Origin of the sequence: Amycolatopsis thailandensis (assembly GCF_002234405.1) — a bacterium.
Lineage (GTDB): Bacteria > Actinomycetota > Actinomycetes > Mycobacteriales > Pseudonocardiaceae > Amycolatopsis > Amycolatopsis thailandensis.
In genome coordinates this window covers 51,060-65,145 of record NZ_NMQT01000021.1, presented here as the reverse complement: position 1 = coordinate 65,145, position 14,086 = coordinate 51,060, and the positions used below count along the sequence as shown (strand labels likewise).

The following is a 14,086-nucleotide window of genomic DNA, read 5'->3' as shown; positions in this document are numbered from 1 at the left end:
GTTTCCTCGACTGGACCGAGGGAAGGGGCCCTTCACGCGTCACCACCGTGACTGCCGGCATCCCTGGGAGCACAGGTGCGGTTGCCAAGTCCGTGAAGGCCTCCTTGAGGGACTCTGGGTCCCTCAAGGAGGCCTTCAGGGACTTGCCACCCCGATAAGTGTAAAGAAACTTTGACATCAAGTCTGGGATTCTTTACCTTGGACGTCGTGGCACTGGAAGAGAAACGCGCGTGGATCATGGCCGCGGTCACGATCTGCGCCTACGCGGTGTACTTGATCGTCGTCCTCGGCCGGGCGGGCTCCGGCTCGCTCACCGACGTCCCTTACGTGGCGACGCTGCTGTGGACGGTCGGGGCGGCCATCGTGGCTTCGATCGTCCTGCACATCGCGGCGTCGATCGCCTCACCTCGGGACGCGGGCCGGAAAGACCAGCGAGACCGCGAGATCGGCCGGTTCGGTGAGCACATCGGACAGTCGTTCGTCGTGCTCGGCGGCGTCGCGGCGCTCGTCATGGCGATGGCCGAACTGGACCACTTCTGGATCGCCAACACCGTGTACCTCGCCTTCGTCCTGTCTTCCCTGCTCGGCTCGATCGCGAAGATCGCCGCGTACCGCCGGGGATTCCAGACATGGTGAAACCGACCAAGGTCACGAACTCCATCCGCGCTCTGCGGTTCGCCGCGGGCGAGATGACCCAGGCGGAACTCGCGGACCGGGTCGGCGTCACGCGCCAGACGGTCATCGCGATCGAGCAGGGCCGCTACTCACCGTCCCTGGAGATGGCCTTCCAGATCGCCAGGGTGTTCGGCGTCGGGCTCGACGACGTCTTCCAGTATCCGGACTAGGAAACGAGGCCGCCATGAAGGCGATCGTCCAGAACGAGTACGGCACCACCGATGTCCTGGCGCTGACCGAACTGCCCGAACCCGAAGCGGGACCGGACGGTGTGGTCGTGCGGATCCGGGCGGCGGCCGTCGACCCCGGCGTCTGGCATCTCATGGGAGGAACGCCGTACCTGGTGCGGCTGATGGGTTTCGGGGTGCGGAGACCGAAGGCCCGCGTCCGTGGGCTGGACTTCGCCGGCGTCGTGCACGCGGTCGGCGCCGACGTCACGCGGTTCCGCGTCGGCGCCGAGGTTTTCGGCACCTGTCAAGGTTCCTTCGCCGAGTACGCGCTGACCACAGTGGACAAGATCGCGCGGAAGCCCGAGAAGCTCGGCTTCGAGGAAGCGGCTGCCATCCCTATTTCCGCGTTTACCGCGCTCCAGGCGCTTCGCGACCGAGGGCGGGTCGCACCCCGGCAGAAGGTCCTGATCATCGGCGCGGGTGGTGGCGTCGGCACGTTCGCGGTGCAGATCGCCAAGGCGTTCGGCGCCCAGGTGGACGGCGTGTGCGGACCGGCCAAGGTCGACCTCGTCCGCTCGCTAGGCGCGGACACGGTGTTCGACTACACGCGCGAAGGGTTCGGCGGCGGCTACGACCTCATCCTCGACACCGCGGGCAATCGATCGCTGACCTCACTGCGGAAATCCCTCACCCCGCGAGGAACTCTCGTGATCGTCGGCGGCGAGGGCGAGGGAAGGTGGATCGGCCCGGTCGCCCGCAACCTGCGGGCGCTGCTGCTCGGGCCGTTCGTGAAGCAGAAGCTGCGCGGCCTGTTCTCCACGGAGAATCAGGACGATCTGCAGACGCTGCGCGCGCTCGTCGAGGCGGGAAAGGTGAAGCCGGTCATCGACCGCGCCTTCTCACTGGCCGAAGTGCCCGAGGCCATCCGCTACGCCAACAAGGGGCACGCGCGCGGCAAGGTCGTCATCACCGTCTGATGTTCGTCCTCGTGTTGGGCTCCGGTCATCTCGGCGGTGTTCGCTCTCGGAGAGCCGTCCGCCGAGCCGAGGAGACCACCGATGTCCGTCAACCGCCGGGACCTGTTGCGAGGTGCCGCCACCGCCGGCGCGCTGGGGCTGGCCTGGCCGTTGAGCTCGCGGATGACGGTCGCGCAGGCGGAAGAGGCCGCGGCGGCGCTGGGCGCGACCTGGGACGAGGCGCCGTTCACGCTCGGCGTCGCGTCCGGCGACCCGGTGCCCTACGGCGTCGCCCTCTGGACCAGGCTCGCGCCGAAACCGATGGAGTTCGAGCAGCCGCTAAACGACACCGTCGAGGTCGCCTGGGAGGTCGCCACCGATCGCGGGTTCCGCCGCCGCGTGGCCCGCGGGACGACGGCGGCCACCGCCGGGCTCGGGCACAGCGTGCACGTGCCGGTGTCCGGGCTGGAGCCGGGCTCGCAGTACTACTACCGCTTCCAGGCCCTCGGCAAGGTCAGCCGGGTCGGCCGCACCCGCACGGCGCCGGTCGGGCCGGTCCGGCGGATCCGGTTCGCCTCGGCGAACTGCCAGGCGTTCCACGACGGTTTCTACGCGGCGCACGCCGGGATCGCGCGCGAGGACCTCGATTTCGTCGTCCACCTCGGTGACTACGTCTACGAGCACGGTCAGGTCGGCGGGAACCCGCTGCGCGACCACGAAGGCCCCGAAGTGCTGACGCTGCCGGCGTACCGGCGGCGGCACGCGCTCTACAAGTCCGACCCCTCGCTCCGGGACGCCCACGCGGCCCACCCCTGGTTCATCACCTGGGACGATCACGAGGTCGTCAACGACTACAGCGGGACCACCCCTTCACTGAAGGCCCGACGTTCGGCGGCGTACCAGGCCTGGTACGAGCACATGCCGGTGCGCCCCGACCACCCCTCGACGCCGCGGATCCACCGGCAGCGCCGCTGGGGCGATCTGCTGGATCTGTCCATTTTGGATCTGCGGCAGTACCGGTCGGCGCAGAACCTGCCCGACGGGACGATCCTCGGCGCGGACCAGAAGGGCTGGCTCAAGGATCAGGTGACCGGCGCGGGCGAGGCGTGGCACTGCTGGGTGAACTCGATCATGCTGAGCCAGCTGGCGAAGCCCGGTGGCGGTGGCTACATGTTCACGGACCAGTGGGACGGCTTCCTCGCCGAGCGCAAGGAGGTGCTGACCCATGTGGCCCAGAGCGGCCTCGAAGACTTCGTGGTGATCACCGGCGACTGGCACTCCGCGTTCGTCGACGACATCCGCCCGGACTTCGCGGATCCGTCCACCCCGGTGATCGGGACGGAGTTCACCGCGCACTCGGTCACCTCCGGCGCCTACTCCCCCGAGTGGAACGCCACCAACGGGCCGAAGATGGGCGCGGCGAACCCGCACCTCAAGTACTTCGAAGGCGACCGGTACGGCTACGACGTCTACGAGGTCACGCCCCGCCGCTGGAGCACGCACATGCGGGTGGTGGGCGACCGGCGCGACCCGCGTTCGCCGGTGAGCACCCTGACGACGTTCCACGTCGACCGCGGGAGGCCGGGATCCTACGAGGACCGGGCCACGCTCACGTCTCCCGCGCAGTACCGGCGGCACTAGGCCGAAAGAGGCGCGACGAGACTCAGAAGAGGGGCGGGGGACGCTCTTTCGGAGCAGCGCGGCTCACCGCCCGCGTTCTCGTTTCACCTGCCCGATGAATTCACGACAATTCTTCCGTGCGGTTAATCTGAGCTTTCCATTGGGAACGATCCGCGGGAGAAAGCAATGAAGAAGAAAATCGCCGCTTTAGTCATGGCCGCCTTTTCGGCGGCCGGATTCCTGGCCGCCTCACCGGCCTCCGCGGCGACCGAAAGCCAGTTCCCGCCCTACGGATGCGACAGCAACCGCTACGGGATCGTCTTCGGCGAGGCGATTTCCCTGACCTGCTTCTCCCTGCCGAGACACTCGGAAACCTATCGGGTGGTCGCCCATTGCGCTTCGGGATCATCCTTGTGGTTCACCGTCGGGCATTGGGTTCCGGTCGGCTTCGGCACGTCGACCGCCGAATGTCGCGGCGGACTGCTCGCGAACGCCTACGTCGCGGGATATCACGTAGACGACTTCTAATATCCGAATGAAACGATGTTGATCTTCCCGGGGCGTTTCAGCGTCCGCTCCCGGCGGGTCCCCACCGGCCCACTTCCGCGGTGAGCCACCGATGCAGGGAAAAGGCCAGTTCGACCGGCGCGTCGAACTGGATCAGATGCCCGGCGTCCGGAATGACGTCGAGGAGGGCGCCGGGAATAGCGTTCGCGAGCTGTTCCGCCCGGTCCACCGGGATCCACGTGTCGTCCGCACCCCAGATCACCTTCACCGGCAACGCGAGTTCGGGATAGCGGTCCTGGATCTCGTCGGTGTACCGGACGTCCGCCTCGGCGATCTGCCGGTAGAAGGCGCGTTGCCCCGCCGTGTCCAGCCACGGCCCGGTCAGCGTGTCCAGTTGCGCGCGGGTGAGACCACGATGGGAGGCCGTGCCGATGTAGGACTCCAGGGCGCCTCTGTGCACGGTCGGGGGCTGCGCCTGGAAGACCTCGGCGTTCTCCGCGACGAGCCGGAAGAACTCCGATCCCCATGGCCGCAACGCGACGACGTCCACCAGGGCGAGCGAGGCGTATTCGGCGCCGTGCAGCAGCTTCGCCCGCAGTGAAACGGCCCCGCCGTAGTCGTGGGCGATCACGTGCGGGGCAGTCAGCCCCCAATGCCCGAGGAGGTCGGCGAAGAGTTCGCCCTGCGTGCCGAGATCGACGTCGTGACCGGCTTCCTTCGACGAGCGGCCGTACCCCGGCATGTCCCAGACGTGGACGGCGAACTCCTCGCTGAGCGCTCGCGCGAAAGGCGCCCACAGCTGGGCCGACCACGGTGTCCCGTGGCACAGCACCACCGGGGCGCCTTCGCCGAGGCGTTCCCACGCCACCGAACGGCCACGCCACTCGTACGTCCGCGACAACTCCAGCTCACCGAAAGCCATGATCGCGATCGTAGTGGCGATGGCCTGTTCAGTCGGGCAATTCCAGTTCCGCATGCCGCTTGGACAGCATCTCCGCCAGTTCCCGGAGTTTGATGTTCATGTTCTGCGACGTGTGCCGCAGCACCTCGAACGCCTCCGCCGCGTCGATCCCGCGGCGCGCCATCAGGATGCCCTTGGCCTGCCCGATCGCGTCCCTGCTGTCCAGCGCCTGCTGGAGCTGCTCCTCCTGGAGCTGACCGCGGGTGACCGCGTGCGTGGTCGCCAGCGCCAGCGACGCGTGCGTCGCCAGCAGCAACAGCACGTCGCGGTCGGGCCTCGCGATGCCGTGCGGACGACGCGAGTACACGTTCAGCGCCCCGGAAAGTTCCGAACTCGACGAGTCCGGCAGCAGAGCCGTCGAAACCAGCGAGTGGAAACCCAGCGACGCGGCGGCCGGGCCGAAACGCGGCCAGCGGGCGTCTTCGGCGAGGTTGTCGCTGAAGGCCGCCGCCGGTCCCGAAACGCGCGCCGCTTCGACACAGGCGCCTTCGCCGTACTGGTACTGCAACTGGTCCAGCTCGCCGGCGATCTCGTCGGTCCCCACCGGCGTGTGGAACCCGCCGTCGGGATCGAGGAGGGTGACGCTCACCAGATCCGCGCCCGGCACCAGGTCCCGCGTCGCGAAGACCACCCGTTCGAGTACCGCGGCGACCGAACCTGAATCCAGCAACGCCCTGGTCAGGGACACGAACTGCTTAACCAGTGGCCCGGCGATGAGCCGAGCGCCGTTCTCGGAGATCACCGGCAGGTCGCCGTCGCCGACATCCTCGACGAATCGGTTCTTGTCCTGCTGCCAGTCGACTTCATCGGCCAAAGCCCGCCTCTCCCACTTCTGCACATCGGCGTGATGCACCACGGGAGTCACCGGCGAGAACCGGCGCCGAGCGCGCACCATCAACCGCCGCAACCAACCCGGTTACCGGCGGATCGGCGCTAACTTCTCAACGCTCAGAACCGCTTTCGGAAGCCGACCTTAGCCGAGTGCGATCACCCCGCCTACCGCGACCCACGTTCGACCCGTCCCGGATCGCCTCTTCCGGTCACGCCGTCGATGAACCGTTCCGCCACCTGGCGTAACCTGACGTTCTCCCGCTGGGACTGGACCACCAGCGACGAGAACGCCTTCGTCCTCGTCGACCCGGCGCACGGCCATGAGCACGCCTTTGGCCTGGTCGATGACGGCCCTGGAAGTCAGCGCGGTCCGCGACTGCCCGATCGTCGTCCTGGCGTCGACATAGCGCACGAGGTTCTCGCTCACCGACAACGGCGCGGCCAAAAGCCGGCGAAACCGGCCCGCGACCCGCACGATCTCCCCGGCGCCGCCCGCCTCCAGGCAGGGACCGTTCCTCAGGTGGTACTGGTCGTGATCGAGTACGACGACGCTCTCGCGGTCGCGACGGCTGTGTGCGGGTGACCGTCGTGCAGTAGGGTGACGGACACCTCGTCGAGCGGCAGCACGCCCGCCGGCTTCGATCGGTTCATGGCGCCTCCTGCCCTCTCCCGGGCGAAGTACCCATTCGGCTGCCCGCTCATGTTTCACCCAGGGCGTGGGTTGGTACCCAGAACTCACGTTGCCGAGAACCTCGGGGGTGATCACCGTGGCCTCGCTCCAGGCAGAGGAGCAACGCAGGATCGTCGCGGCGTGCTTCGCGCGGACAGGGCTCACCCTGGAACAGCTGTGGCTGCGGTACTTCGCGCTGGGCGGCGACGTCAGCGAGCTCGAACTGGAGGCGTTCCTGCAAGGGCTGGTCCCCTTGCCCAGGATTCAGCGCGACATGGTGGCGCACGCGGTCAACGAGCGGCTCGAAGAGGTCTCCGGCGTACGCCAAGCGCCGTACAGCCGCGCGGCCGGGGAGAACACCCGTCCTCGCGGTCCCTTGGCCGCGCTGGTGGGACTTCTCGACGGCGCCCGCCGGACCCCGCCGGAGCGCTTGCCGGAGATCATCGCCGCGGCGGGCCGGGCACTGGACCTGGAGGTCGCCGTCTACCTCGTCGACGACGACCAGCGGCAGCTCATCCCGCTTCCCGACGGGTCGGCACCCGATCGGGTACCGCTGGCCGTCGAGGCCAGTACCGCCGGGCGCGCATACCGGCACGCCGACACCCTGCCCGCCGGCGAGCCGGAAGGGGCGCGGCTGTGGACCGTGCTGCTGGACAGCGACGAACGTCTGGGCGTGCTCGAAGTCAAAGCAGACGCGGACACCGACCTTTCCGACCCCGCCCTGCGAACCCAGTGCCGATGGCTCGCGTCACTGTCCGGCCGCCTCCTCGCCGAGGCGCGAAGGTACGGCGACGGCCTCGACACGCTGCTGCGGCAACGACCGTCCAGCCCCACCGCGGAGCTGCTCCGGCAGAATCTGCCGCCGTCGGCCGCGGCGACGCGGGACGTCTCGGTGGCGGGCGGTTTCGAGCCCGTCCACGACCTTCGCGGCGCCGCCTTCGACTACGCCCTTTCCGAGACGACGGCGTGGCTGGCGATCTTCGACGCGGGCCGCGAAGCCCCGCACGCGGGCCTGATGGTCACCGCCGCGCTCGCGGCTTGCCGATCCGCTCGCCGCGAGGGTCGCGGACTGCGGGACCAAGAGGCCGCCATCGGCACAGCGCTGTCGGCGCAGTTCAGCGGCGGCGCACTGGTACGCGGCACGCTGGCCGAACTGAACCTGGCCGACGGCACCCTGCGCTATCTCCAGGCGGGCGGCGAACCCCCGCTCGTCTTCGGCGCCGCCCACGAAGAGACCACAGTGGACAGTGACCGCCGCCCACCGCTCGGCGCCGGGCCGCCCGGCCGGATCACGACCACCCGGCTGAGGCCAGGGCATCTCCTGGCCCTGCACACCGCTGGCCTCTCGGACGCGCGCGACGCCGACGGCACGCGTTTCGCGCTCACCGGTTCCCTGGACGCCCATGCCGGGCATGTGCCGTCCGAAACCGTCCGGCGCGTACTACAGGCGGCGAAGTCTCACTGCCACAACGGTTTCGCCGGCGACGCCGGTCTGCTGATCGCTCACTGGTCAAGCCACGTCTGAGCCTGTTCAGCCGCTGAAATCGACGTCTTCGCTCGTGACCGTGCCTCCCTTCCGGCCCGGCGCGACCTGGTAGCGCCAGTACAGGTTCGTGTGCGCGATGACCTGATCCGGCTTCGGCGCTCCCCATTCCGACTTGTCCACCGTCGTATGCGCGTCGCCGACCAGCGTCGCGTCATACCCGCGGACCAGGGCACCGTGCAACGTCGAGCGGATGCAGGCGTCGGTCTCCGCCCCGACGACCACGAGCCGCCCGACGCCACGTTCGGCCAGCACCTTCTCCAGATCGGTGTCCTCGAAGGAGTCTCCGTAGGACTTGTCGACGCGCGGCTCGGCTTCCTCGGGAGCGAGCTCGCCGACGATGCGCCATTCTTCGCTCCCGTGCACGAGCTCCTCGTCGGAATGCTGCACCCAGACGACCGGGACGCCTTCCTTCCGCGCCCTGCCGACGAGGCCGCCGATGTTCGCGACCACGGCGTCGCGTTCGTGGCCCTCGTCGACGACGCCGTTCTGGACGTCGACGACCAGGAGCGCGGTGTTCGGCCGGTTGTCGAGAGTGGTCATGACGGGTATCCCTCCAGGTCAGGCTGCTGTGGCAGACCCTAACCCGGAGCACCGACAAGAACCGGCGATCAAGCTCCCGGAATCGCCGAAGCCTTCGCGTTGCGCCGGACGTCGGACCACGCCCCGTCCCGGCACAGTCCGCAGGAAGGGCCGAAGAACTCCGCCCGGGCCCGCTCGTCGCCGGAGAGCCAGAACCGGAACCAGGCGGTGATCGCGCCGCGGAATCCGCCGCCGTCACCCACGGGCGTGAAGTGGGTGGCCCCGGCGAGTTCGCCGTAGATCGCGGGCACCTGACTCGCGAGGCGGTAGCGCGGGATGACGAGCAGCGCGGGAACGACGATGGTGTCGAACTGGCCCCCGAGGAAGAAAGCCGGCCCCTTCAAGGCCGCGGCGGAGCCCTGTGGGCCCGGCTCGATCGGGATCGTGGTGGTGACGCGCGGATCCGCTCCGGCGGCGATCGCCCCGCCGCCGCCTTGGGAGTGGCCGGTGGCGCCGATGTGCGCGGTGTCGATCTTCCCCTGGTAAGGACTGCCGGGGCGGGAGTTCTCGGCGATCAAGGTCGTGGCCCCGGCCAGCATCTCCGCGCCGGAGCCCGCGTTCGGCGTGTCGGCCGCCGCGACCACGAAACCGTGCGAAGCGAGATGACGCAACAGGCCGTCGTAGATCTTCGGGTTCGCGCCGGTTCCGTTGCCCCACAAGATCACCGGGTGTTTCTCCAGCCGCGAAGGCCGGTACACGGTGTGCGTGCCGTCGAGAGCCTCGACGGTCACCGCGAAGGGCCCCGGTGCACTCCATGGATCCGCGCTGACGGTCGCGGCCGTCGCGGCGGGGGCGATGCCCACGGCCGCGAGCGCGACCATCCCGGCGATGAGTGTCCGTGCGCGAAATCCCGCCATCCTGGTCACCGTCCCGTTCGGCCCCGGGCCCCGTTGCCCGCGACGTTCCCTTCCCAGAGTGTCGGTCCGGTCACCGTAGGTCCATGGGACCGATCACAAGGTCTCCCGCTCGATCTTGTGATCGAGGGGAAGACAAAGGCTCGCGCCGGTCCTCGCGGGGGAGCAAGGGACCTTTGCTCCCGTTAGTTAGCGTGCTAAGCAACGTGAGCAAGGGTCCCTTGCTATCGCTTGTCTCAATGTTGAGAGAAGTGATAGCAAGGGACCCTTGCTATCACTTGGGCTCGTCCTGGGGCCGGCTCGCGTGGGCGTAAGTCCGTGAAGGCCTCCTTACCTACCCTCAAGGTAGTGAAGGAGGCCTTCACGGACTTTGGGTCCCTCAAGGGGCCCTTCACGGACAACCGGATTACCTCAAGAGCCCCAGAAACCCCACACGCCACGGCCGGGGTGCGTGAAGGCCCAAGCCATGAAAGCGCCCGACTGTCCACTGTGGTCACCCGAAAGCCGACAGCCCGTCCAGCAACCTGTCGACGTCCTCCACACTGGTGTACGGCGCGAGCCCGACACGGAGCGCCGGGTCCTCCAGCTTCAAGGCCGCGAAGACCTCGTAGGCGTAGAAGGACCCCGCCGGGGCGACGATCTTCCGATCGGCGAGATGCCGTTGCGCCTCGCGCTCGCGGCCACCGAGGCTCATCAAGAGCGTCGGGGTCCGGTCGGCCGCCTTGCAGTGGACGGTGACGGCGTCTCCCAGCCCCTTCTCCAATTTGGCACGCAGTGTGATTTCGTGGTCGTGCAAGGAGTTCAGCGAGTTCGTCAGCCGTTCCCGGCGTGATTCGCCCGCTCCCGGGTCGATGGCGGCGAGGAAGTCCACCGCGGCCGTCGCGCCCGCGAGGATTTCGTAAGGCAGCGTGCCGAATTCGAAGCGTTCGGGCACGGTGTCCGGCGACGGCATGAGCTTGTCCGGCTCGACGGTTTCGAGCAGGGACGGCGACGCGCCGAGCACCCCGCAGTGCGGGCCGAGGAACTTGTACGGCGAGCAGACGAAGAAGTCCGCTCCCAGCGCGGGAACGTCCACCAGATCGTGGGCGGCGTAATGCACGCCGTCCACGAAGACCAGCGCCCCGGCGTCGTGCGCGAGATCGGCGATCCGGCGGATCGGCGGCTTGGTGCCGAGGACGTTCGAGGCCGCCGTGACCGCGACCAGCCTGGTCTTCTCGGTGAGCACGAGGGAATCGAGGTCGAGTTCGGTCGTTTCCGGGTCGATGTCGAGCCAGCGGACGGTCATCCCGGCCCGTTCGGCGGCCTGGACCCAGGGCCGGACGTTGGCGTCGTGATCGAGACGGCTGACGACGATCTCGTCGCCCTCGCGCCAGTTCTTGGCCAGGTGACGGGAAAAGTCGTACGTCAGTTGGGTGGCGCTGCGGCCGTGGACGACACCTTCGGCGGGCACGCCGAGGAAGTCGCCGTAAGCGGCACGGAAACCGGTGACGGCGTTCTCCGCGTTGAGTTCGGACGGGCTGACCTTGCCCCGGTTCGACAGTGGAGCGGTCAGGGTCCCGGCGATGGCGTCGGCGACGGGCCGGGGTGTCTGGGTACCCGCGGGTCCGTCGAAGAAGGCGGTTCCGTCGGCGAGGGAAGGGAACTGGAGCCGGAGGGCGGCGACGTCGATGGCCATGACCTCGACTCTGACATCCGGCGAGGGGCCGGGTAAACGCTTCGTGGCCGGAAGTTTCTCCGGCCACGAAGCGCCCGGACTCAGTACAGCGTCAGCCGGTACGCCCCGGACTGCGCGGTGCCGGCGAACAGATACCGGCCGTCGGCACTGATCGCCAGCGAGAGCACCCTGGCGTCGGGGAGCGCGCCGGGCACCGGCGACCAGGTGCGGCCGAAGTCCGTGCTGCGCAGCACGCCTCCCCCGGTCGAGCTGCTCGCGAACCACACCCGGAAGTCGAACGGATGCGGCAGGATCCGGCTGATCTCGCGGGGGTCCCCACCGTCGTGGACCCGCCGGAACGTCCGGCCGTTGTCCTCGCTGAGCAGGATGCCCGCCCCACCGGCCAGGACGCGTCCGCCACCCCATCGGCTGACCGAGATCGAACTGACCGGTTCGTCGGAGACGTGGGTCCAGGTCTTGCCGCCGTCGTCAGACCGCGACAGGCCGCCGGAGTCACCGCCCCAGACCCGGTTCGCGTTCCACGGGTCGCCCGCGAACGCGATGAACCCGGTGTCGGTGGTGAGCTTTTCCCAGGTCTTCCCGGCGTTGTCGCTGCGGTAGAGCACATAGCCGCTGGGCGCAAAGGCCGAGACGAGGAGCCTGTCCGGGTCGGCCGGATGCGCGAAGATCGCCCTGGGAAGGCCTTCCTTCGCCTTCGCCGCGAACTGCCAGGTGCGGCCGCCGTCACCGCTGCGGAGCACGTCGAGCGCGAACCCGTTCCGGGTGACCTGCCAGACGACGTCCGGGCGGCTCGGCGAGACGGACAGCCGCGCGTCCTCGTGCAGCCGATCGGTCGGATGCGACTGCCAGACCCGGTCCGCCGCGGAGACCTTTCCGCGCGGGAGCGGGGTGTTGTAGATCTCCTGCACCCCGGCCGCGACGACACTCTCCCGCAGGATGTTCCCGCTGGTCACGAGGTCGCGAATGGATTCGCCGGGGACGCCGATCTGCTGGTAGCCGCTCTTGCCGCCGTCCGCGTACACCCCTCGGTACAGCGCGGAGATCAGCGTGGTGGCGGGTTTGCCCGGAGCCGCGGGAAGTTCGATCATGTCGCTGACGCCTTCGCCCGCGGCGGGCACCGGCTTGCGGGTCCAGGTGCGGCCGAAGTCGGCGCTGACGTCTATGTCGTTATACGTCGAGACGTACAGCCGGCCGCCGACGAAACGCGGTTCGCGCAGGGGTTGCCCGCCCGGTTCGCGCCGCAGCACCGTCCAGGTCTTGCCGCCGTCGGTGGAACCGTGCAGCTCGGGGCCGACCGTGACCACGAACCGCTTGCCGTCCGAAGCGACCTGGTTGACCTCGCCGTTGGTCCGGTAGACGAGTTCGGCCCGCGGCTCCTTGGTACTGACCCCGCGGACCACCCACAGCGAGTACTCCGGGTAGACCGTCGTGAAGTAGGCGTCGTCGCCGACCATGGTGAGCTTGAGCGCGCCGACCGGCGCGGCGATCCCCTCGCGCGGCCAGGTCCGCGGCACGTCGTTCCAGTTCTCGCCGCCGTCGGTGCTGACGCTCAGCGTGTCGAGGTTCTGCACCACGACGACCCGGCCGGTCGGGTCCGTGGCCATGCCGAACGCGCCGTCGGGGTACCACTCGCGCAGGGTTTCCCAGGTCTGGCCACGGTCCGTGGTGCGCAGCAGCAGGCCCTGCCACTCGCCGATCTGATACCCGGGCTTGTTGCCCACCGCGAGCATGCGGTCGGGATTCACCGGATCGGCGAAGAACCCCTGGATGGAGGTGTCCACCGGCAGACCTCGGCGCGCACTCCAGGAGGCGCCGCGATCGCTGGAGAGCCACAACGCGGGCGGGCCGGGCTGCATCATCGCGAGTCCGGCGGGCGACACGGCCAGCAGCCCGCCGACGCTGTTCGGGCCGATCGGTTCCCAGCCGCCGCGCGGCAACCCGGTCGCGTTGACGTCCGCGGGCGGCTGCTGGGGTTCGGCGGTGGCCACCGACGTCGTCCCGGTGGTCCCGAGAACCGTCAGCAGCCCGAGAACGAACATGCGTTTGGTGATCGATCTCAGTTTCATGCGGGAGATCTTGGCGCAAGTTCCGGCAAAGGTATAGAGATTCATCGGATCTTTACCGGGCAACTAGCTTTGTCATCCCGAACATCTACATGTCAAGACTTGACTTCCTCCTGACTCATCCGATCACTAGCGGACGACAATCGCGATCAGCGCGGCGGCGAGCAGAGCGAGGTACGCGATCGCGTGGGCGCGGTCCGGGATCCGGCCGACCACCCGGCGCGTCACCGCGATGGTCGGCAGCGACCCGCACAGCAGCGCGCCGGCGGCCACCAGGTCGATGTAGCCGAGATGAGCGGCGCCCGAAGGCGCGCCTGTCGCCGCCAAGGCGTAGACGACGGTGCCGATCACCGCCACCGGCAGGCTCAAGGGGTTCGCCAGCGCGGTCGCGTCGGCCATCGGAAGGCCTTTGCGGCGCATCAGGGGAACGGTCAGCACGCTGCCCCCGACCCCGAGAAAGCTCGCCACGGCACCGATCCCGGTCCCGCCCGCGGTGGTCGTGAACCCGCCGAGCGCACGAGGCGGAGCGTCCTCCCGCCTGCTCACGAACCCCTTCCGGACCACGCTGTCGGCGATGGTCAGCGCGAGGTAGGCGACGAAGAGCCAGCGCAGGACACTTTCGTCGGCCGCGGTGGCGGCGAAGGAACCGAGCAGGGCACCGAGGCCGATGAAGGCGATGAGCGGCCACAGGTACTCCCGGCGAAGCCGTCCGGTCCGCGACTGGGCGAGAGTCGCGCTTCCGGCGTTGACCACCATCACCGCTGTCGACGTGGCCACCGCCACGTGCATCGCGCCCAGGGCGTGTTCCGGCTCGGCGAGCGCGAAGGCGTAGACGACGGGCACGGTGATGAAGCCGCCGCCGAATCCGAAAAGGACAGTGGTGACGCCGCTCAGGCAGCCGAACCCGAGCAGCACCGCGATCTCGATCAGCACTTCCTCGACGGTAGGCGCTCGCGGCACGGCGGGCATTCGAAAGGAC

At 68.8% G+C, this 14,086-nt stretch carries 15 protein-coding genes; 6 read left to right on the top strand and 9 right to left on the bottom strand.

Annotation, left to right across the window (positions count from 1 at the left end):
• Window positions 1–207 precede the first annotated feature (207 nt).
• The 5 genes from CFP71_RS06885 (at window position 208) to CFP71_RS06865 (ending at window position 3,949) form a co-directional block, all read left to right on the top strand.
• The gene (locus tag CFP71_RS06885) at window positions 208–636 is read left to right on the top strand and encodes a hypothetical protein (RefSeq protein WP_093932999.1); all 429 of its coding nucleotides are present in this window, start codon (window positions 208–210) and stop codon (window positions 634–636) included.
• Window positions 630–845 (top strand): helix-turn-helix transcriptional regulator, encoded by a 216-nt coding sequence (locus CFP71_RS06880; RefSeq protein WP_093932976.1) that lies wholly within the window; start codon window positions 630–632, stop codon window positions 843–845. The genes CFP71_RS06885 and CFP71_RS06880 overlap by 7 nt, the downstream gene beginning before the upstream one ends.
• Window positions 846–859: 14 nt before the next feature.
• Window positions 860–1,822 (top strand): NAD(P)-dependent alcohol dehydrogenase, encoded by a 963-nt coding sequence (locus tag CFP71_RS06875; protein ID WP_093932975.1) that lies wholly within the window; start codon window positions 860–862, stop codon window positions 1,820–1,822.
• Window positions 1,823–1,903: 81 nt separating this feature from the next.
• The gene (locus CFP71_RS06870) at window positions 1,904–3,442 is read left to right on the top strand and encodes an alkaline phosphatase D family protein (RefSeq protein ID WP_093932974.1); all 1,539 of its coding nucleotides are present in this window, start codon (window positions 1,904–1,906) and stop codon (window positions 3,440–3,442) included.
• 165 nt (window positions 3,443–3,607) lie between these two features.
• Window positions 3,608–3,949 carry a hypothetical protein gene (locus tag CFP71_RS06865; protein WP_093932973.1) on the top strand — a complete coding sequence of 114 codons (342 nt, stop codon included), beginning with the start codon at window positions 3,608–3,610 and terminating at the stop codon, window positions 3,947–3,949.
• Between the two features lie 37 nt (window positions 3,950–3,986).
• On the opposite strand, the gene CFP71_RS06860 is transcribed toward CFP71_RS06865, so the two are convergent.
• The 4 genes from CFP71_RS06860 to CFP71_RS45310 form a co-directional block, all read right to left on the bottom strand.
• Complete coding sequence (locus CFP71_RS06860; protein ID WP_093932972.1) at window positions 3,987–4,850, bottom strand: alpha/beta fold hydrolase; 864 nt, start codon at window positions 4,848–4,850, stop codon at window positions 3,987–3,989.
• 28 nt (window positions 4,851–4,878) lie between these two features.
• Window positions 4,879–5,703 carry an ANTAR domain-containing protein gene (locus CFP71_RS06855; RefSeq protein ID WP_378278164.1) on the bottom strand — a complete coding sequence of 275 codons (825 nt, stop codon included), beginning with the start codon at window positions 5,701–5,703 and terminating at the stop codon, window positions 4,879–4,881.
• 159 nt (window positions 5,704–5,862) lie between these two features.
• On the bottom strand, window positions 5,863–6,132 hold the full coding sequence (locus CFP71_RS44850; protein ID WP_244199581.1) for an ANTAR domain-containing protein: 270 nt from the start codon (window positions 6,130–6,132) through the stop codon (window positions 5,863–5,865).
• A 104-nt stretch (window positions 6,133–6,236) separates the two neighbouring features.
• A complete protein-coding gene (locus tag CFP71_RS45310; RefSeq protein WP_279629208.1) occupies window positions 6,237–6,371 on the bottom strand; it encodes a hypothetical protein in 135 nt (44 codons plus the stop codon).
• A 116-nt stretch (window positions 6,372–6,487) separates the two neighbouring features.
• Between CFP71_RS45310 and CFP71_RS06845 the strand changes: the two genes are divergently transcribed.
• Window positions 6,488–7,915, top strand: a complete 1,428-nt coding sequence (locus CFP71_RS06845; protein ID WP_244199580.1) for a PP2C family protein-serine/threonine phosphatase — start codon at window positions 6,488–6,490, stop codon at window positions 7,913–7,915.
• Window positions 7,916–7,921: 6 nt separating this feature from the next.
• Here the strand turns inward: CFP71_RS06845 and CFP71_RS06840 are convergent, their stop codons facing one another.
• The 5 genes from CFP71_RS06840 to CFP71_RS06820 form a co-directional block, all read right to left on the bottom strand.
• On the bottom strand, window positions 7,922–8,476 hold the full coding sequence (locus CFP71_RS06840; RefSeq protein WP_093932970.1) for a cysteine hydrolase family protein: 555 nt from the start codon (window positions 8,474–8,476) through the stop codon (window positions 7,922–7,924).
• A gap of 68 nt (window positions 8,477–8,544) precedes the next feature.
• Window positions 8,545–9,372 (bottom strand): poly(ethylene terephthalate) hydrolase family protein, encoded by an 828-nt coding sequence (locus CFP71_RS06835; protein ID WP_093932969.1) that lies wholly within the window; start codon window positions 9,370–9,372, stop codon window positions 8,545–8,547.
• Between the two features lie 490 nt (window positions 9,373–9,862).
• Window positions 9,863–11,044: a cysteine desulfurase-like protein gene (locus tag CFP71_RS06830; RefSeq protein WP_093932968.1), complete on the bottom strand. Its 1,182-nt coding sequence runs from the start codon at window positions 11,042–11,044 to the stop codon at window positions 9,863–9,865.
• An 80-nt stretch (window positions 11,045–11,124) separates the two neighbouring features.
• Window positions 11,125–13,110, bottom strand: coding sequence for a WD40/YVTN/BNR-like repeat-containing protein (locus tag CFP71_RS06825; protein WP_093932967.1), 1,986 nt, complete (start codon window positions 13,108–13,110; stop codon window positions 11,125–11,127).
• Between the two features lie 126 nt (window positions 13,111–13,236).
• Window positions 13,237–14,040 (bottom strand): sulfite exporter TauE/SafE family protein, encoded by an 804-nt coding sequence (locus CFP71_RS06820; protein WP_093932997.1) that lies wholly within the window; start codon window positions 14,038–14,040, stop codon window positions 13,237–13,239.
• Window positions 14,041–14,086 lie beyond the last annotated feature (46 nt).

Coding starts and splice junctions, on each gene's coding strand:
- CFP71_RS06860 (WP_093932972.1), bottom strand. CDS start 4,850: ATGGCTTTCGGTGAGCTGGAGTTGTCGCGGACGTACGAGTGGCGTGGC.
- CFP71_RS06830 (WP_093932968.1), bottom strand. CDS start 11,044: ATGGCCATCGACGTCGCCGCCCTCCGGCTCCAGTTCCCTTCCCTCGCC.
- CFP71_RS06840 (WP_093932970.1), bottom strand. CDS start 8,476: ATGACCACTCTCGACAACCGGCCGAACACCGCGCTCCTGGTCGTCGAC.
- CFP71_RS06870 (WP_093932974.1), top strand. CDS start 1,904: ATGTCCGTCAACCGCCGGGACCTGTTGCGAGGTGCCGCCACCGCCGGC.
- CFP71_RS06835 (WP_093932969.1), bottom strand. CDS start 9,372: ATGGCGGGATTTCGCGCACGGACACTCATCGCCGGGATGGTCGCGCTC.
- CFP71_RS45310 (WP_279629208.1), bottom strand. CDS start 6,371: ATGAACCGATCGAAGCCGGCGGGCGTGCTGCCGCTCGACGAGGTGTCC.
- CFP71_RS06825 (WP_093932967.1), bottom strand. CDS start 13,110: ATGAAACTGAGATCGATCACCAAACGCATGTTCGTTCTCGGGCTGCTG.
- CFP71_RS06875 (WP_093932975.1), top strand. CDS start 860: ATGAAGGCGATCGTCCAGAACGAGTACGGCACCACCGATGTCCTGGCG.
- CFP71_RS06865 (WP_093932973.1), top strand. CDS start 3,608: ATGAAGAAGAAAATCGCCGCTTTAGTCATGGCCGCCTTTTCGGCGGCC.
- CFP71_RS06880 (WP_093932976.1), top strand. CDS start 630: ATGGTGAAACCGACCAAGGTCACGAACTCCATCCGCGCTCTGCGGTTC.